Source organism: Kibdelosporangium phytohabitans (assembly GCF_001302585.1).
Classification (GTDB): domain Bacteria; phylum Actinomycetota; class Actinomycetes; order Mycobacteriales; family Pseudonocardiaceae; genus Kibdelosporangium; species Kibdelosporangium phytohabitans.
In genome coordinates this window covers 11,720,282-11,738,721 of record NZ_CP012752.1, presented here as the reverse complement: position 1 = coordinate 11,738,721, position 18,440 = coordinate 11,720,282, and the positions used below count along the sequence as shown (strand labels likewise).

At 68.6% G+C, this 18,440-nt stretch carries 12 protein-coding genes; 7 read left to right on the top strand and 5 right to left on the bottom strand.

What is annotated here, in order from left to right; all coding sequences use genetic code 11:
• Nucleotides 1–33 precede the first annotated feature (33 nt).
• On the top strand, nt 34–1,533 hold the full coding sequence (locus AOZ06_RS52835; RefSeq protein ID WP_054297571.1) for a CCA tRNA nucleotidyltransferase: 1,500 nt from the start codon (nt 34–36) through the stop codon (nt 1,531–1,533).
• Here the strand turns inward: AOZ06_RS52835 and AOZ06_RS52830 are convergent.
• Nucleotides 1,444–2,745, bottom strand: coding sequence for an MFS transporter (locus tag AOZ06_RS52830; RefSeq protein WP_054296284.1), 1,302 nt, complete (start codon nt 2,743–2,745; stop codon nt 1,444–1,446). The two genes, AOZ06_RS52835 and AOZ06_RS52830, sit on opposite strands and share 90 nt — an antisense overlap.
• A 359-nt stretch (nt 2,746–3,104) precedes the next feature.
• Between AOZ06_RS52830 and AOZ06_RS52825 the strand changes: the two genes are divergently transcribed.
• Entirely contained in the window at nt 3,105–3,689 is a 585-nt protein-coding gene (locus tag AOZ06_RS52825; protein WP_054296283.1) for a YqgE/AlgH family protein, read from the top strand.
• Nucleotides 3,690–3,695: 6 nt separating this feature from the next.
• On the opposite strand, the gene AOZ06_RS52820 is transcribed toward AOZ06_RS52825, so the two are convergent.
• On the bottom strand, nt 3,696–4,109 hold the full coding sequence (locus AOZ06_RS52820) for an SdpI family protein (protein WP_054296282.1): 414 nt from the start codon (nt 4,107–4,109) through the stop codon (nt 3,696–3,698).
• A gap of 69 nt (nt 4,110–4,178) precedes the next feature.
• On the opposite strand from AOZ06_RS52820, the gene AOZ06_RS52815 reads away from it, so the two are divergent.
• Entirely contained in the window at nt 4,179–5,270 is a 1,092-nt protein-coding gene (locus tag AOZ06_RS52815) for an esterase-like activity of phytase family protein (protein ID WP_054296281.1), read from the top strand.
• Nucleotides 5,271–5,406: 136 nt separating this feature from the next.
• The gene (gene leuS, locus AOZ06_RS52810) at nt 5,407–8,247 is read left to right on the top strand and encodes a leucine--tRNA ligase (protein WP_054296280.1); all 2,841 of its coding nucleotides are present in this window, start codon (nt 5,407–5,409) and stop codon (nt 8,245–8,247) included.
• A 4-nt stretch (nt 8,248–8,251) separates the two neighbouring features.
• Here leuS and AOZ06_RS52805 read toward each other — a convergent pair whose 3' ends face one another.
• Both AOZ06_RS52805 and AOZ06_RS52800 read right to left on the bottom strand, forming a co-directional pair.
• The gene (locus AOZ06_RS52805; RefSeq protein WP_054296279.1) at nt 8,252–11,392 is read right to left on the bottom strand and encodes a HEAT repeat domain-containing protein; all 3,141 of its coding nucleotides are present in this window, start codon (nt 11,390–11,392) and stop codon (nt 8,252–8,254) included.
• A gap of 11 nt (nt 11,393–11,403) precedes the next feature.
• Nucleotides 11,404–12,123, bottom strand: coding sequence for a TetR/AcrR family transcriptional regulator (locus tag AOZ06_RS52800; protein WP_054296278.1), 720 nt, complete (start codon nt 12,121–12,123; stop codon nt 11,404–11,406).
• Nucleotides 12,124–12,290: 167 nt separating this feature from the next.
• Here AOZ06_RS52800 and AOZ06_RS52795 point away from each other — a divergent pair, with 167 nt between their 5' ends.
• The 3 genes from AOZ06_RS52795 to ptsP all read left to right on the top strand — a co-directional run bounded on the left by AOZ06_RS52795 (nt 12,291) and on the right by ptsP (nt 17,826).
• Nucleotides 12,291–14,405 carry an MMPL family transporter gene (locus AOZ06_RS52795; RefSeq protein ID WP_063810272.1) on the top strand — a complete coding sequence of 705 codons (2,115 nt, stop codon included), beginning with the start codon at nt 12,291–12,293 and terminating at the stop codon, nt 14,403–14,405.
• A 903-nt stretch (nt 14,406–15,308) separates the two neighbouring features.
• Nucleotides 15,309–16,187 (top strand): ribokinase, encoded by an 879-nt coding sequence (locus AOZ06_RS52790; RefSeq protein WP_054296276.1) that lies wholly within the window; start codon nt 15,309–15,311, stop codon nt 16,185–16,187.
• Nucleotides 16,188–16,197: 10 nt separating this feature from the next.
• The gene (gene ptsP / locus AOZ06_RS52785) at nt 16,198–17,826 is read left to right on the top strand and encodes a phosphoenolpyruvate--protein phosphotransferase (RefSeq protein WP_054296275.1); all 1,629 of its coding nucleotides are present in this window, start codon (nt 16,198–16,200) and stop codon (nt 17,824–17,826) included.
• 7 nt (nt 17,827–17,833) lie between these two features.
• On the opposite strand, the gene AOZ06_RS52780 is transcribed toward ptsP, so the two are convergent.
• Nucleotides 17,834–18,433 (bottom strand): DUF1707 SHOCT-like domain-containing protein, encoded by a 600-nt coding sequence (locus AOZ06_RS52780; protein ID WP_054296274.1) that lies wholly within the window; start codon nt 18,431–18,433, stop codon nt 17,834–17,836.
• Nucleotides 18,434–18,440: the final 7 nt, after the last annotated feature.

Sequence of the window (18,440 nt, the reverse complement as noted above, 5' to 3'; positions counted from 1 at the left end):
CCACGTCAACTAGCCTGATTCGCCGTGTCGACGATGCTTGCCAAGCAGAATGCGGTTGTGCAACTGATGCGTGTCTCACCGGTCGCGGAAGAGTTGTCCGCGCTGTTCGCCAAGGCCGGGCACAGCCTGTTCCTCGTCGGCGGGAGCGTCCGCGACGCACTGCTGGGCAGGCTGGGCACCGACCTGGACTTCACCACCGACGCACGGCCGCAGCAGGTCATGCGCCTGGTCTCGGGCTGGGCGGACGCGGTGTGGGACATCGGGATCGCCTTCGGCACCGTCGGCGCCACCAAGGGCGGCCTGACCTGCGAGATCACCACGTTCCGCGCGGACACGTACGACGGCGTGACCCGCAACCCGGAGGTCCAGTTCGGCGACTCGATCGAAGCGGACCTCAAGCGGCGCGACTTCACGGTCAACGCGATGGCCGTGAACCTGGCCACCAAGCAGTTCGTCGACCCGCACGACGGCATGTCCGCGCTGGCCGAGAAGGTGCTCGACACCCCGGCCACGCCGGAGGAGTCGTTCGGCGACGACCCGCTGCGGATGATGCGGGCCGCGCGGTTCACCAGCCAGCTGGGTTTCACGCCCGCGCCGCGCGTGGTCGAGGCGATGAGCCGGATGGCGGGCCAGATCGAGCGGATCACGGCCGAGCGGATCCAGGTCGAGCTGTCCAAGCTGCTGTGCGGGGCGCACCCGCGCCGGGGTGTGGAGCTGCTCGTGGACTCCGGGCTGGCCGACCACGTGCTGCCCGAGGTGCCCGCGATGCGGCTGGAGATCGACGAGCACCACCAGCACAAGGACGTCTACCAGCACTCGCTCGTCGTGCTCGAGCAGGCGATCGACCTCGAGGCGGACGGCAGCGAGCCGGACCTGGTCCTGCGGCTGGCCGCGTTGCTGCACGACATCGGCAAGCCGGACACCCGACGGCACATCCCCGGCGGTGGCGTGAGCTTCCACCACCACGAGGTGGTCGGCGCCAAGATGGTCCGCAAGCGTTTGCGGGCGTTGCGGTACTCGAAGGAGATCATCGAGAACGTCGCCAAGCTCGTCTTCCTGCACCTGCGCTTCCACGGCTACGGCAAGGGCGAGTGGACCGACTCGGCGGTCCGCCGGTACGTCACCGACGCCGGTGACCTGCTCGACCGCCTCAACAAGCTGGTCCGCGCGGACTGCACCACCCGCAACCGCCGCAAGGCCCAGGCGCTGCAGCGCTCCTACGACGAGCTCGAGACCAGGATCGCCCGGATCGCCGCCGAGGAGGACCTGGCCAAGGTCCGGCCCGACCTCGACGGCAACGAGATCATGCGGCTGCTCGGGCTGCCGCCCGGACCGGTGGTCGGCAAGGCGTGGAAGTTCCTCAAGGACCTCCGGCTCGACCGCGGCCCGCTCGACCACGACGAGGCCGTGGCCGAACTGCGGCGCTGGGCGGCCGAGCAGGGGCTAGACGACGTGGGTGGCGTGGTCGCGCCTGCTGGCGAGCAGGTAGCCGACGACACCGAGCAGGTAGAGCACGATCGTCGCGACGATTAGGCCGTGCGAGTAGCCGTTGGCGGGGACGATCGCCGCGGCTACCGCGATCGACGCCACCTGCATGACGTTGAGCAGCGTGTCGTACAGCGAGAACACCCGGCCGATCGACTCGTCACCGATGTCGGCCTGGATCACCGCGTCGACGCACAGCTTGATCACCTGACCGGCGCCGAACAGCAGGAAGGCCGCGCCGAGCATGGTCGGCAGGACCATCGGCAGGCCGAGGCCCGCCATCCCGGCCGCGACCACGAGCAACGAGCCGACGATCACCTTGTGCCTGCCGAACCGCTCGACCAGCTTCGGCGTGATCACCCCGGCGATGAAGATGCCCGCACCGGCGAACGCGGCGATCTCGCCGAGCCCGGTCAGCCCGGCCTTGAGCCAGCCGTAGTCGGTGAAGTAGTAGCGCATCAGCAGGACGGCCATCAGCAGCGCGATGCCCTGTGACGCCCGGTGCGCGAGCAGCGCGACGAACCCGGCGATGACCCGAGGCGCGTTCCATGCCGCCTTCGCGCCGTCGATCAGGCCGCGGGCGACCGCGACCACGGTCCCCGACGGTTCGTCGACTTGGTCGGGCCCGAGCCTGCCGCGTTCGTAGCGCAGGGCGAACACCACGGCCAGCAGCGTGCCGACGATCGCGAACGACGTGGTGATGCCCGAGCCGAAGTCGTCCTCGCCGAAGATCTTGCGCAACCCGATCGCGCACCCGCCGCCCACGACGGCGACCACCGACCCGAGCGTCACGGCGATCGCGTTGGCCTGCACCAGGGTGCGTTCCGGCACCAGGTGCGGCAGCGCGGCGGACAGTCCCGAGCCCATGAACCTCGTCGCACCGAGGACCAGCAAGGAGATCAGGAACAGCGGCCCGCTCGGCAGACCGGCAAGCAGGCCGATCGTCGCGAACAGGATCAGCACAGCCCGAAGGAGGCTGGCGACCACAAGCACCTTCCTGCGGTCCCACCGGTCCAGCAGCGCGCCCGCGAACGGCCCGACAACGGAGTACGGCAGCAGCAGCGTGGCGAACCCAGTCGCGATCGTCAGCGGATCGGCACCGCGCTCAGGGTTGAAGATCACCGCCCCAGCCAGTCCGGTCTGGAACAGCCCATCCGCCCACTGCGAAGAGAACCGCAGGTAGAGCAGTCGACGGAACTCCCTCAGCGTCAGCAACTGCCGCGCAAGGACCTTCTGCTTCTCGTCGACCACCGCTGTCACGAGACTCCAGCGTACGCACCACGGAAAACCAGCAGCCAACAAAGATCCACGATGGAATGAACCCAGCCGCCCAACCCACCACACCCAGCGCCAGTGACCAGGCGAGCCGAGCGAAGCAAGGCGAGCAAGGGCGCCCGGAAGCTAGCGGTCGACGCGCCTGGTCGCCTCTCGGCGGATGGCGCGACATGGCTCCTGCGTTACCGGTATTCCATGAAGGCTTTGCAATTGAGCCCGGGGGACACAGATGCGCGTCGACCTAGCGTCTAACGTTACCGGGTGCCTTGCGTGTTCCCGGGGATCATCCGGCGATTTTTTCTAACGCGCCCGGGGCTCAAGGTGTTCCCGGGGCTGATGGGATCATGTGCGCTGTGCGACCCGACGCTGACGTAGAGCCAGGAACGCTGCTAGTGGCGGCGCCGACCCTGCTCGACGAGAACTTCCGCCGGACGGTGGTCTACGTGATCGACCATCGTCGTGGTGAGGGCACGCTCGGCGTCGTGCTGAACCGTCCAAGTGAGGTTCCGGTCAACGACGTCTTACCCGCTTGGGGTGATCACGTCACCGAGCCGCAGTCGCTGTTCGTCGGCGGTCCGGTCGACCAGAAGACCGCGCTGTGTCTCGCGGCGCTGCGCACGGGCCAGGACGCGGCCAGCCTCAAGGGCGTGATCAGCGTGCGCGGTCCCGTCGCGCTCGTCGACCTCGACGCCGATCCGGAGACGCTCACGCCGAAGGTCAAGGGGCTGCGGGTGTTCGCCGGGTACGCGGGCTGGGACGTCGACCAGCTCGCCGGGGAGATCGAACGCGGCGACTGGATCGTGGTTCCCGCGCTGCCCAACGACGTGCTGGCCGCGCCGGACCAGGACTTGTGGGGGCGGGTGCTGCGTCGTCAGGGCATGCCGACGGCGTTGCTCGCGACGCACCCGGACGACGTCCGGCTGAACTGACTCGACCTAGCCGCGGAGCTTGGCCACACCGCAGTTGCCGCACGCGCACCCGGCGCACCCGGCGGGCAGCTCCGGTTCGGGTTCCGGCACGGCGAGCGCGGCCTTGTGGCCGAGCAGCCCACCGGCTCCGGCGATCACGAGCATCCCGCCCGCGCTGACCAGGACAGCCACCAGGCCACCGGACTGCAGCACCAGCAGCAGGATGCCGCCGAGCACGCCGATCAGGCCCGCGACGACGAACGGGAGTCCGGCCACCTTGTTGGCGACCCGGAACGTGTCGGCGTCACGCATCGACGCCGTGGTGCGCACGCCCGCGTACCTGTTGAGCGGCAACCGCTCGCGGAAACCGAGCAGACCCGTCACAGCGACGGCTAGTCCGCCTACAGCGAGTGCGATTGCGGCGAGCAGGGATGCGACCATCACAAGGTCGATGTTAGGTGTCAGGTGCGTTTAACCAAACGGACACCCTCATTGGATGTGCTTCACGCCATGTCTGCACGTTTTCTCGCGGCCACCGCCGCCGCGGTCATCACCACCGGTCTGCTGGCCTCGCCCGTGTCCGCCGGGCAGCGCGTTCGTCTGATCGGCGAGCGGATCGTGCCGAACGGCCTGGTGTACGAGGGGACCACGGTCGGTGGCCTGTCCGGGATCGACAGGGATCCGCGCACCGGCGAGTACGTCCTGATCAGCGATGACCGGTCAAGTCTCGGCCCGGCGCGGTTCTACACCGCGCGCATCGACGTGAACGCCAAGCGCCTCGGCGATGTCACGTTCACCGGTACACGTCCGTTGCTCCGGCCGGACGGTACGACTTACCCCAAGGACGCCGTGGACCCGGAGGAGATCCGCGTCGACCCGTGGACCGGTCGCTACACGTGGTCGCAGGAAGGCGGGCGGCCACCGGCGTCGGCAGACCCGTCGATCCACCAGGCCACGAGGACCGGCAGGTTCGCGGGCGAACTGCCACTGCCGAAGAACCTGCACGTCACCCCCACCAGCGGTCCGCGCTCCAATCTCGCGCTCGAAGGCCTGACCTACGCGGCGGGTGGCACGTTGCTCGTCAGCTCGGTGGAGGCACCGCTGACCGAGGACGGTCCGGTGCCCACGCCCGACAACGGCGCCCTGACGCGGATCACCGTGCAGACCAGGGCCGGTCACTTGCTGGCCCAGTACGCCTACCCGCTCGAACCGATCTTCGCGCGACCGGTGCCGCCGACCGCGGCCGCGGACAACGGCATCTCGGCGATCGTCGCGGCCGACCCGTTCGACCCGGCACGGCTGCTCGTGGTCGAGCGGAGTTTCGTGACCGGTGTCGGCAACAAGGTGCGGATCTACGAGGCCAGCACGATCGGCGCGGGCAACGTCGCAGGCAGGGCGCTGACCGGCGCCAGGCCGATGCGCAAGAAGCTGATCGCCGACCTCGCCGACTTCGGGCTGAGCAAGGTGGACAACATCGAGGGCATCACGTGGGGACCGGACGTCGGCCGCGGCGAACGATCGTTGATCTTGGTCAGCGACGACAACTTCTCCGCAGGTCAGGTCACCCAGGTCGTGGCTTTGGCGGTCCGCTATCCTCAATGACATGGGCACGGCCCGCCGACTTCTTCGCTGGCCGCGCTGACCCGTTCAGGACTGGTTGGCGCGGCGACCCCTCATGCCCGGATCGGGCTGGGGGGTTTCGCGTTGTTCAGGGCCGAAAATCCAGGAAGGACGAGCGATGAGCGAAAGCGCTGAGGCAGTTCCGGCGCACCGCTACACGGCCGCGCTGGCCGGCGAGATCGAGCGGAAGTGGCAGGAGCACTGGCAGGAGCACGGCTCCTACCACGCACCCAACCCGGTCGGCCCGCTCGCAGGGCCCGTCCCCGACGACAAGATGTTCGTCCAGGACATGTTCCCGTACCCGTCGGGCGCCGGTCTGCACGTCGGCCACCCGCTCGGGTTCATCGGCACGGACGTCTACGCCCGCTACCACCGGATGCTGGGCCACAACGTGCTGCACACGATGGGCTTCGACGCGTTCGGCTTGCCCGCCGAGCAGTACGCGATCCGCACCGGGCAGCACCCCCGCAAGACCACCGAGGACAACATCACCACCTACCTGCGGCAGATCCGCAGGCTGGGGCTGGGCCACGACGAGCGCCGCCGGATCTCCACGATCGACCCGGAGTACTACAAGTGGACCCAGTGGATCTTCCTGCAGATCTACAACTCCTGGTACGACGACAAAGCCGACAAGGCCCGGCCGATCAACGAGCTGGTCACCGAGTTCGCGCAGGACAAGCGGCGCACGCCGGACGGCCGCAACTGGTGTGAGCTGACCGTCGCGCAGCAGCAGGAGATCGTCAACTCCTACCGGCTGGTCTACCTCTCCGACGCGCCCGTGAACTGGGTGCCCGGCCTCGGCACGGTCATCTCCAACGAAGAGGTCACCTCCGACGGCCGCTCCGAGCGCGGCAACTTCCCCGTGTTCCGCCGCAACCTGCGGCAGTGGATGATGCGGATCACCGCGTACGCCGACCGCCTGATCGACGACCTCGACCGGCTGGACTGGCCGGACAAGATCAAGGCCATGCAGCGCAACTGGATCGGCCGCTCGCACGGTGCGCAGGTCAAGTTCGCCGTCGCGGGCGCGGACATCGAGGTCTTCACGACCCGCCCGGACACGCTGTTCGGCGCGACCTACATGGTGGTGGCGCCGGAGCACCCGCTCGTCGACGCGATCGCCACGGCCGCATGGCCGTCCGATGTGGACAGCCGGTGGACCGGCGGCGCGGCGACCCCCGCCGAGGCCGTCGCCGCGTACCGGCGGGCCGCGTCCATGAAGTCCGAACTGGACCGCCAGGAGAACAAGGACAAGACCGGTGTGTTCACCGGTGCCTACGCCACCAACCCGGTCAACGGCGCCGAGATCCCGGTGTTCATCGCCGACTACGTGCTGATGGGCTACGGCACCGGCGCGATCATGGCGGTGCCCGGCCAGGACCAGCGCGACTGGGACTTCGCGACCGCGTTCGGCCTGCCGATCATCCGCACGGTCGAGCCGAGCGAGGGCTTCGACGGCGAGGCGTTCACCGGCGAGGGACCGGCGATCAACTCGAGCCAGGAGAACGGCCTCAGCCTGGACGGCATGGCCATCGACGAGGCCAAGAAGACGATCATCGCGTGGCTGGAGGAGCACGGCCACGGCCACGGCACCATCCAGTACAAGCTGCGCGACTGGCTGTTCTCCCGGCAGCGCTACTGGGGTGAGCCGTTCCCGATCGTCTACGACGAGGACGGCCAGGCCCACCCGCTGCCCGAGTCGATGCTGCCGCTGCGGCTGCCGGATGTCGACGACTACTCCCCGACCACGTTCGACCCGGAGGACGCCGACACCGAGCCGTCGCCGCCGTTGTCGCGCGCGACCGACTGGGTGAACGTCGAACTGGATCTGGGCGACGGCACGAAGACCTACCGCCGCGACACCAACACGATGCCCAACTGGGCGGGTTCGTGCTGGTACCAGCTGCGGTACGTCGACCCGACCAACCACGAGCGGTTCGTCGCCGAGGAGAACGAGCGCTACTGGCTGGGCCCGCGCACGGAGAAGTTCGGCGCGAACGACCCGGGTGGCGTCGACCTGTACATCGGCGGTGTGGAGCACGGTGTGCTGCACCTGCTGTACTCGCGGTTCTGGCAGAAGGTGCTGTTCGACTTGGGCCACGTCACCTCGCCCGAGCCGTACCGCAAGCTGTTCAACCAGGGCTACATCCAGGCGTACGCGTACACGGACTCGCGCGGCCAGTTCGTGCCCGCGGCCGATGTCGTCGAGGAGAACGGCAAGTTCTTCTACGAAGGCCAGGAAGTCACGCAGTCCTACGGCAAGATGGGCAAGACCGAGCGCAACGTGGTCACGCCCGACGCGATGTGCGACTCGTACGGCGCGGACACGTTCCGGCTGTACGAGATGTCCATGGGTCCCATGGAGGTTTCGCGTCCGTGGGCGACCAAGGACGTCGTCGGTGCGCACCGGTTCCTGCAGCGCTTGTGGCGCAACGTGGTCGACGAGGTCAGCGGTGACGTGCGGGTCACGGGCGACGAGCCGACCGAGGCGGACCTGCGTCAGTTGAACAAGGCCATCGCCGGTGTCCGTGAGGACTACAGGGAGATGCGGTTCAACACCGCGGGCGCCAAGCTGATCGAGCTGAACAACCACCTGACCAAGACCTACAGCTCGGCCGCGGGCACGCCGCGTGCCCTGGTCGAGCCGCTGGTGCTGATGCTGGCCCCGCTGGCTCCGCACGTGGCGGAGGAGCTGTGGTCGCGGCTGGGCAAGGACTCGCTCGTGCACGGCCCGTTCCCGGTCGCGGACGAGCGCTACCTGGTCCAGGACACGATCGAGTACCCGGTCCAGGTCAACGGCAAGGTCCGCTCGCGCGTGACCGTCGCCGCGGACGCGAGCCAGGACGCGGTGAAGTCGGCCGCGCTGGCCGACGAGAAGATCGTGGCGCTGACCGGCGGCAACGAGCCCCGCAAGGTGATCGTGGTGCCCGGCCGCCTGGTCAACATCGTCCTCTGAGGTGCTATTCGGACGCCGTCAGGATGTGCCTGGCGGCGTCCCGCACCTCGGCGTCCGGATGTCGGCGCAGCTCTCGCAGCAGGCTGCGCCAGCTCTCGGGCCAGCCGAAATGCGGCCCGCCGATCGCCAGGATCCGCAACGCGAGGTGACCGCTTCGGACGCTGCGCGCGGCGGTGAGCATCGCGTCGATGTCCCAGTGGTGCGGCGGCCTTGGGCGGCGCCAGGCGTTGCTCGCGAGAACCGGCCGGTCGGCCACGAGTTCGTCGATCGCTTTGAAGTCCGCGACCGGGTCGTCCGGGTTCGCCGACTGGAACCGGATGGTGGCGAACTTCAGTCGCACGAGCTCACGCCGGACTTCCTCGACGCCGGACAGCGCTTCGACCAGGGTGTCGGCGAAGGCGGGAATGATCCGCTTCCAGAACGGCATGCTGTCGAGCGCGTCGAAGACCGCTCGCATCCGTTGCAACGCGGGCCGGTCGCGGTCCGGCTCGGCGTCGGGCCCGATGTGTCCGGCCAAGGTGCGCAGGATGCCGAGGACAGCGTCCCCGGCAGCGGGTTTCACGACGTTGCGGACCAGGCCGTTGACCGCGTTGCGCCAGGCCGCGCGTTCACCCAGGTCAGTGATCGCGCTGCCCAGCACCGCGAGCGCGTCGGGATACCACTCCACCCAGTTGCCCAGCTGTTGCAGCGCCTCACCGCGCAACCGGTCGTCATCGCCGGCCGTGACCTGGCGGATCAGCCCGGCGATTGCTGTCCTGTGCCGCACGGGAACCATGTACGGCTGCACTCGCAGCGTCTGCGTGGCGACTTCCCGCGGCCCGGTCACGGCCGCACGCAACAGCTCCCACGCCCTTGGATCGTCCAACCAGGACAACGCCTGGAACGCGATCGCGGCACGGACATCGCGGTGCTGGTTGTCCATGTGCCACGCGCGGTGCAGCAGGCCGACCGCGTCGGGCAGGCGGAAGTCGCTGACCAGCCGGACGAGCTCCTTGCGGACCGTGACCGGTCCGCCTTCGATGACCAGCAGTTCGCCGAGCGCGCTCGGCGGGATCCTGCGGGCGCACCGCCGGATCGTGTGCGTCGCCGTCAGCTCCGCCTGGCCGCGGTTGCCGGAGAGGGCCCGGTCCATCAAGTGCCGCAACGCTTCCATCGGGTCCGGGTGGGACGGCAGGACCGCGATCGCCGCCTGTGCGACGAGTTCGTCCTCCGCTGACAGGTAGCGCACGGCGTTGTGGCCGCGCACTGTTCCCAGCGTCCGGACCGCCGCTGCCCGGAACTCGCGGGAGTGATCCGAGTCGGCCACTGCTTGCAGCAGTTCGGCGTACCGGTCCCGTTGCCCGGGTAGCCAGCGGTGGGTTCGCCGCATGCCCAACGGGATCCGCCGGACCTCGCCCGGCGCGAACCTGCCCTGCGGTGGTTCGTCGCCGAACACCACGTCCAGCAGGTCGGTCCTGGTCGACTCGACGACGGACAGCACCTTCGGCAGGAAGACCGCACTCGGGTCGATGCCGAGGATCCGGCCGGTTCGTTCGCCGCGGGTGCGGGGGTCGGCGAGCAGGTGCTCGATCGCGATCCTGGCGTAGTGGTCGATGTCGTTCTCGATCGCCGCCCACAGCGGTTCCAGCAGATCGGGCATGTCCCATGCGCGGCGGCCCAATGCCGCGACGAGGTTGAGCGCCGGGGTGTAGATGGTCCACCCGGCGTTTTCGTCGATGACCGGCTTGAGCACCCGGTAGATCTCGTGCTCCTGGCCGCGTCGCAGCAGCTGGTCCAGTCGCCCGAACCCGATCGAGCTGTCCCGCTTGACCATCGCTTCGACGACGCCGAGCGCGACCGGCGAATCGTTGTGCGCCAGCAGCTTGACGCACAGCCGCAGCAACACGCCGGTCGAATCCGATGACAGGTCACGTGCGTCGAACGCGTCCGCGGCGAGCCGGGGCAGTTCCCGCGCCTCGCCGAACGCCCGTGGACTCGCGGCGAGCAACGCGCGGAAAGCGGCGAGCCGCACGGGATCCTGGTCCCGTTTGAGCCGGTCGGCCAGCCACGGCAGGAGCTCCTCCAGCCGGAAGTCCTTGGCGGCGCACGCGATCAGCAACTCGTAGCCCAACTGCCGGTCGATCGCCTCGCCCGCGCGCGTCAGCTCGGTCAGGATCTCGGCTGCTTCGTCGTACGGCAGGAACTGCGCGAGATTCCGGGCCTTCTGCTCCTCGCCCTTGGTCAACGCGATCGCACGCATGCGCCGTGCTTCGTCACCTCGGCGCCTGAGAGGCAACGCGCGCAGTGTCGAGTCGTCGAGGTCCGCGTGGCTCATGTCCTTGTCCGCGTTGACGGCGTCCCAGAACGCTTCCCGCCGGGACGGCGGCAGGACGCGCAACACGGCCAACGGGTCCTGACGGCCGAGCCACACCAGCTCAGGCGGGTTGGCCTCGATCAACACGCGGTACGCGGGCCGGCTCAGCCGGTAGGTCCGGTCCTCCAGGGTCCGGATGAACCGGCCGGCGTCGACTTTCGCCAGGTAGACGGACTTGGCCTGGGAGAACGGCGTGTAGGTGGCCGGGCCGAACCGTTCGATCAGATCGAGCACCTCGGCTGGGTGGTGCGGGATGAGCTCGTCCACAGCCCAGAGGTGGCGCGACCACCAGTCGGCGCGGTCGGCACCCGGCAACTCCTCGAACGCCTTGGCCAGCATGAACTCCGGGTGGTGCTTGGCGATCGCACCCATCGACACGGCGTGGTCCAGCCGCGGCAGCCACTCCCGCACAACCACACGGCTGCAGACCGGCAGCAACCGTGCGCTCTCCCCGGCGCCCCAGTGTTCGTGGACCGACGGCAGCAGTGCGTCGGCCAACGCCGTCATCCGCTTGGACCGGATCCGGCGGAACAGCACACGCCGCACGTCCATCGGCAGATCCGGCACGGCCCCGGCGACGAGCCCGGGATCCAGCCGCGGCAGGCTCGACGACGCGGCCACCCGTTTCTGCAGGTCGACGACACCGGAGGTGAGCCCGCGGTGCAGCGTCGGCAGGTGGTTGACCACCTCGGCCATGTCGAGCGCCAGGTCCGGGTCCTCGGTCCAGACCTCGGCCGGATCGGCCAGTGGGGCGTCCTCGGTGATCCGGCGGCGGCGTTCTGCGTGGGACATGCCGCCATTCTTCAGTCGACGTTCAGCCCCGCGTCGGCGACCAGGTCGGCCAGCATGACCTCGAAGAAGTTCTCGGTGTTGCTGATCAGCATCGGGAAGTGGCCGAACACCTCCAGCGCGACCTGGCCGTACAGCCGCACCCAGAACTGCAGGATCATGTACGTCGTCCCGATGCTCAGGATGTCGCCGGGCACGTCGACGCCGGTCTGCGCGATGGTCGACAGCAGGTCGGCCCGGAACGCCTCGAGGTCGGGCCGCATGGCAGGCGGCACGGTGTCGTCCGGCGGCGGGCTGATCTGCTTGGCGATGAGCACCTGACCCGCGACCGACAGGAAGATCCGGCCGAACGGATCGGCGGACAGGTCGTCGGGCCCGCCCCGCGGCGTGGCGAAGACCATCGAGAACTCACGCGGGTGTGCCAGTGCCCAGCGGCGGAAGCCGCGGCAGATGGTCAGCACCTGCTGCACGGTGTCGCTCTCGGGGATCCCGGCGAGGTCCGCGGTGAGGTCGTCGGCCAGGTCGGCGCAGATGTCCATCCGGACGTGGTGGACCAGGTCCTCGCGTGAGGAGTAGTAGCGGTACAGGGCCGGTGCGGTGATCCCGAGCTGCCGGGCGATCGCGCGCAGGGTGACCGCCTCGGGACCCTCGTTGATCAGCAGGGTGCGGGCCTGCTGGCGGATCTCGCGGTCTGTCGCCGCACGGGCACGCTCGCGCCGTGTGGGCTCGCTCATGCTTGACTCCATCGTCTTGTAAACACCGTTAACCGTCCGTACGCTGGGCCTCAGAGTCAGTGAACGATGTTTACCGAGTTGCTCGGCCCGTTCACGCAGACGGTAGTCACGGCGGCCGTCGTGCACCACCGAAACGGGAGGGCGCAGAAGTGTTCAACAGGTGGGGAATGGTCGCACACCGCCGCCGCTGGACTGTGCTCGTCGCCGTGGTCGCCCTCGCGGTGATCGGTGGGTTGTGGGGTCTCGGTGTTTTCGACCGGATGAAACAAGGCGGCTACTACGACGAATCCAGCCAGTCCGCCGAGGCGCGCCGGATCGCTGAGCAGACCCTCGGCCAGCGGGAAAGCGATGTCGTGGTGATCTACGACGCCGGCGACGGCAAGTCGGTCGACGACCCGACCGTGGCCGCCCGCGTGGTCGGCAAGCTGAACGCGTTGCCCGCCGATGCCGTCAAACAGCGCGTCTCCTACTGGGAAACGAAGAATCCCGCGCTTGCCGACGCCGGAAAACGATACGGCCTTGTGACCATCACCCTCACGGGCAACGACGAGAACGCGCGACTCGCCAATTACGAGCGGATCAAAGACGGCTTCGCGGTCGACGGCCTGCGCGACCGAGTAGCGGGCACCACCGCGATGGAACACACCATCAGCGAACGCTCCAAGTCCGACCTGACCACGGCCGAGGCGATCTCCCTGCCGGTCGTGCTCGTGCTGTTGTTGCTGATCTTCGGCAGCGTCGTGGCCGCATTGCTGCCGGTACTGGTCGGCGGATTGGCGATCCTCGGCTCGCTCGGGGTGCTGAACGCGTTGTCGTACGCGGTGGACGTGAACAACTTCGCCATCAACGTGGCGACTCTGCTCGGCCTCGGCCTGGCCATCGACTACGGCTTGTTCGCGGTCGGCCGATTCCGTGAAGAACTTGCCGACGGCCGCGGCACCAGCGAAGCCGTGCGCCGCATGGTGGCCACAGCGGGCCGCACAATCGCGTTCTCGGCAACGCTGCTGGTGATCGCACTGGCCGGACTGCTGGTCTTCCCGCTCGATTTCCTCAGGTCGATGGCCTACGGCGGAATGTCGGCGGTCGCGATCGCGGCACTGATCTCGTTGACTCTGCTCCCCGCGCTTCTCAGCATCCTCGGCCCGCGCGTGGACAAGCTGTCGCTGCCGTGGCGGCGTGACAAGCAAGTCCGCGACCCTCGCGGGCTCGCCCGCCTCGGGCGTGCCGTGATGCGCAAGCCGGTCTTGTTCGCGCTGCCCATCCTGGCCGTGCTGGTCGTGCTGGCTCTGCCGTTCTCCGGAGTCAGCTTCGGCGCGGTGACCGAGAAGCAGCTGCCGGCCGACGACCCCACCCGGCAAGCCGTCGAGACCATCAACCGGAACTTCCCCGCCGCGGGCAACAACACCGCTGAGATCGTCGTGCGTGGCAACGCCGACGTGGAGCAGTTCGTCTCGCAGGTGAACGAAGTCCCCGGCGTGCGGCAGGCGGCTGTCGTGGCAGGTCAGGACGGCGTGGTGCTGATCCGTGCCCAGCTCGACGGCGAAGCTGTCGGTGACGCCGCACGTCAGGCGGTCGACGGCCTGCGCGCGTTGCCGCAGCCGGGCGGTTCGCATGTGCTGGTCGGTGGGCTGACCGCCGAAGTCACCGACGCCAACAAGTCCATTGTGGACAACGCGCCGCTGATGGTCGGGATACTGGCCGGTGCGACGCTGGTCCTGATGTTCCTCGCGTTCGGCTCGGTCCTGCTGCCGATCAAGGCCGTGCTGATGAGCGCGCTGAGCCTGTCGGCGACCTACGGCGTGCTGGTCTTCGTGTTCCAGTCCGGCCACGGCGCCGACCTGCTCGGGATAACCCCGCAACCGTTGCAGGCCGGGATGTTCGTCCTGATCGGCGCGGTCGTGTTCGGACTGTCCACCGACTACGAGACATTCCTGCTGTCGAGGATGGTCGAGGCGCGGCATTCCGGGATGAGCACACCGGACGCCATCCAGACCGGCCTCGTCCGAACAGGCCGGATGATCAGCGCGGCCGCCCTCCTGCTGATCGTGGTGACGGGCGCGTTCGCGTTGTCCGAGCTTTCGATGATGCGGTTCGTCGGCGTGGGAATGATCGTCGCTCTCATTCTGGACGCGACCTTCGTGCGAATGACCCTCGTCCCCGCGATCATGCGACTACTGGGTGACACGATTTGGTGGGCCCCGAAGTTCCTGCGCAAGCTCCAGCAGCGCGCTCACTTGGGCGAGGTCAGCGACCCGGACGCCCGCCAGCTGCAGAAGGTTTAGTCACCTGCGGAGTGAAATTGCACGAAGAAGCTCAACGTCGGTGAGTGTTTTGTTGTTCGGTGTCGATCGCCCTGGTTGGCGCCGCGGGGCTACGCGATCGCTCGGTGTTCGATGGGTTTGTTGTGGGTGCCGATTCGCCCTGGTTGGCGCCGCGGGGCTACGCGATCGCTCGGTGTTCGATGGGTTTGTTGTGGGTGCCGATTCGCCCTGGTTGGCGCCGCGGGGCTACACGATCGCTCGGTGTTCGATGGGTTTGTTGTCGGTGCCGATTCGCCCTGGTTGGCGCCGCGGGGCTACACGATCGACCAGTGTTCGATGGGTTTGTTGTCGGTGCCGATTCGCCCTGGTTGGCGCCGCGGGGCTGCACGATCGACCAGTGTTCGATGGGTTTGTTGTCGGTGTCGATTCGCCCTGGTTGGCGCCGCGGGGCTGCACGATCGACCAGTGTTCGATGGGTTTGTTGTCGGTGTCGATTCGCCCTGGTTGGCGCCGCGGGGCTGCACGATCGCTCGGTGTTCGATGGGTTTGTTGTGGGTGTCGATTCGCCCTGGTTGGCGCGGTGGGGCTGCGCGATCGCTCGGTGTTCGATGGGTTTGTTGTCGGTGTCGATTCGCCCTGGTTGGCGCCGCGGGGCTGCACGATCGACCAGTGTTCGACGGGTTTGTTGTCGGTGCCGATCGCTCGGGGGGCTACACGATCGACACCGACAACCACAGAAGTCCAGTTTCGCCTTTCGGCGGAACTGAACCCCAGCACCGCGATGATGGTCGCGGCGAGGGTCTTTCCCGTCACCGACGGGTATACACGACTGTCACTCACATTGTGGCATCAACCATCCACTGGGACCCGCAATCGTTAACAGATGCGCATGACCGGCACGCCGATGCATGGTTAGGTGACGCCGTGGGAGTTGATCTCGGACTTGATCTTATCGTGGTTGGCTCGGCCAATGCCGACCTGGTAGTCGCTGTGCAAAGGCGGCCGGGGCCAGGTGAGACCGTGCTCGGTTCGGACACTTCGGTGCTGCCGGGCGGCAAAGGGGCCAACACCGCGGTCGCGGCCGCCAAGCTCGGTGCCAGGGTCGCTCTGCTCGGTGCGGTCGGCGAGGACGCCAACGGCGAGTTGTTGCTGGACTCGTTGCGCGCGGCCGGTGTGGACACTTCGCTCGTTCGGCGCAGTCAGCGGCCAACCGGCGTCGCATACATATTCGTCACGCCGGACGGTGAGAACTCCATCCTCGTCTCGCCCGGTGCCAACAGTGCGCTCACTGAGGACGACGTGGACCTGGCCGACGCGCGTGTGCTCGTCGCGTCGCTCGAAGTGCCTGTGTCGACAGTGGAACACGCTGTTTCGGTTGCGGCGGAGCGCGGAATCCGCCCAGTTGTCAACATTTCGCCAATGGCCGAGTTGTCGGCGGGAACGCTTGCGGCGCTGGACCCGGTTGTGGTCAACGAACACGAGGCAGCGCAGTTGCTCGGCGGTGCGGACGTGGATCCGCGGGGCCTGCTCGACCTCGGGCCGCGCTCGGCCGTGGTCACGCTGGGAGCCCGTGGCGCACTGGTGATCGACGCGAACGGCACCCAGCGGGTCGAATCGCCGCAGGTGGAAGCGGTGGACACGACCGGGGCGGGCGACGCGTTCACCGGCGCGCTCGCCGCGCGGCTGGCCGAAGGTTCCGATCTGGTCACCGCGGCACAACTCGCTGTCAAGGTGGCGGCCATCTCAGTCACTCGTAAGGGAGCGCAGCCTTCCTATCCGACGGCGGGCGAAATCGCCGGGTAATGTCCGGACCATGCTCAGTGGCGTCGGCGTAAGTCCTGGTCGGGCCGCAGGCCCGGTGGTCATCGTTGCGCAGCCCGCGGGTGAACCGCCCGCAGGGCCGCCGCCGACGGACCCCGCGGCGGAAGCGGGTCTGGTCGCCCCGGCCGCGAACCGTGTCGCGGCGGGTCTGAACGCGCGTGCGCAAGCGGCGAGCGGTGAGGCGAAACAGCTGCTGGAGACCACGGCGATGATGGCCGCGGACCCCACCCTGGTCACCCAGGCCGAGCAACTCGTCACCACCAAGCAGTTGCCTGCGGCGCGTGCGGTCTACGAGGCCGCCGCCGGGTTCGCCGACGCGTTGCGTGCGGCGGGCGGGTACATGGCGGAGCGCGTCCGCGACATCGAGGACGTGCGCGATCGCGTGGTCGCCGATCTGCTGGGCGTCTCGGCGCCGGGCGTTCCCGACCTGAGTGAGCCGAGTGTGCTTGTCGCGCAAGACCTCGCGCCCGCCGACACGGCCGGGCTCGACCCGGCGAAGGTGCTCGCCCTGGTCACCGAGGAGGGCGGGCCGACCAGCCACACCGCGATCCTGGCGCGGGCGCTGGGCATCCCGGCGGTCGTCGCGGTTCGCGGTGTGCTCGCGGCGAGGCCCGCGCAGTTGGTCGTCGACGGCTCGACCGGTGCGATCGAGGTGCCGGCCGAACCGATCACGCCGTTCGCCGCGGAAGCCGTCGTGACCGAGGACTGGAACGGCACGGGCGCGACCTCCGACGGCCTGCGGGTCAAGGTGCTGGCGAACGTCGGATCCGCCAAGGACGCGAGAGCCGCGGTCGAAGCGGGTGCGGAGGGCGTCGGCTTGTTCCGCACCGAGTTCTCCTACCTCGACGCGACCGACGAGCCGAGCGTGGCGGACCAGCAGGCCGCGTACGCCGCTGTGCTGGCACCGTTTCACGGGAAACCGATCATCGTCCGCACGCTCGACGCGGGAGCGGACAAGCCGTTGGCGTTCCTCGCACCGGACCCGGAGCCCAACCCGGCACTGGGTGTGCGCGGCATCCGCGTCTCACGCGAGCGGGTCGACGTCCTGGACCGGCAGCTCGCCGCGATCGTCGGCGCGGCGGCGGAGACCGGCGCCGAAGTTTCGGTGATGGCACCGATGGTGGCGACAGTGGAAGAAGCAACGTGGTTCGCCGACCGCGCACACGCCGCCGGTGTCGAGCGGGCCGGCGTGATGATCGAGGTCCCGGCGGCGGCACTGGTCGCGGACGAGATCTTCGGCGCCGTGGAGTTCGTCAGCATCGGCACGAACGATCTCGCGCAGTACACCCTCGCGGCGGACCGCCAGCTCGGCGCGGTCGCGGCGCTCAACGACCCGTGGCAGCCCGCGTTGCTGCGGCTGATCGGGATGATCGGCAAGGCAGGACTCGCGGCGGGCAAACCGGTGGGCGTGTGCGGCGAGGCAGCGGCCGACCCGAACCTCGCCGGCGTCCTCGTCGGCCTCGGGATCACCAGTCTTTCCATGAACGCGGGCGCGATCCGCAAAGTCGGAGCCGCGCTCGCCAAACACACCGAGGACACGTACCGCCAGGTCGCGAGGGCCGCGCTCGTGTCGCACAAGGCGTCCGACGCCCGCGCGACCGTGCACGCGATGCTGTCCTAGCGGTCTGCTAGCCGATCCGGTCGATCTTCAACGGGAACCGGACCTGCACCGAGCCGAGCCGCAGCGCCGCGGGCCGGGTGATGGTCAGGGTGCCACCGCGCACCTTGCCGCTGAGGTCGAACCGCGGCCCCGGCACCTGCCCCGGCCGCACCTTGTTGATGTAGCGGCAGTTGAGCACCTGCAGCATGGTCGCGTCCAAGGTCGATTCGAACGGCAGCATCACCCGCACGTGCGCGGCCCGCACGTCGAACTCGACCCGGACCACCTCGTAGGGGATCCGCGCCACGGTGAAGTCCAGGTCGCACGCGCTCTGGTCGCACCGCACCACCAGTTCGCTCGGCACATCCCACTGCCCGCGGCGGCGCACCTTCGACAGCACGCTGTGCAGCTCGAGCCGCTGCTCCTGCACGGTGTCCGTGCGGACCAGCCCCGGGATGTCGATCAGGACACCGTTCAGCTCGGATCTGGTCACCGCGGCCAGCGCCTTCCCGGTGCGGGCGGTGAACTCGTCGAGCGAGATCAGCGCCTGGGACAACGCCTTGTGCAGCAAGCCGACCACGTGTTCACGTTCACTGTCGGTCACCCGGAGTTCGCGGGGATCGGTCACACGAAAA

Coding starts and splice junctions, on each gene's coding strand:
- AOZ06_RS52835 (WP_054297571.1), top strand. CDS start 34: ATGCTTGCCAAGCAGAATGCGGTTGTGCAACTGATGCGTGTCTCACCG.
- AOZ06_RS52795 (WP_063810272.1), top strand. CDS start 12,291: ATGGTCGCACACCGCCGCCGCTGGACTGTGCTCGTCGCCGTGGTCGCC.
- ptsP (WP_054296275.1), top strand. CDS start 16,198: ATGCTCAGTGGCGTCGGCGTAAGTCCTGGTCGGGCCGCAGGCCCGGTG.
- AOZ06_RS52820 (WP_054296282.1), bottom strand. CDS start 4,109: ATGGTCGCATCCCTGCTCGCCGCAATCGCACTCGCTGTAGGCGGACTA.
- AOZ06_RS52815 (WP_054296281.1), top strand. CDS start 4,179: ATGTCTGCACGTTTTCTCGCGGCCACCGCCGCCGCGGTCATCACCACC.
- AOZ06_RS52800 (WP_054296278.1), bottom strand. CDS start 12,123: ATGAGCGAGCCCACACGGCGCGAGCGTGCCCGTGCGGCGACAGACCGC.
- AOZ06_RS52825 (WP_054296283.1), top strand. CDS start 3,105: ATGTGCGCTGTGCGACCCGACGCTGACGTAGAGCCAGGAACGCTGCTA.
- leuS (WP_054296280.1), top strand. CDS start 5,407: ATGAGCGAAAGCGCTGAGGCAGTTCCGGCGCACCGCTACACGGCCGCG.
- AOZ06_RS52805 (WP_054296279.1), bottom strand. CDS start 11,392: ATGTCCCACGCAGAACGCCGCCGCCGGATCACCGAGGACGCCCCACTG.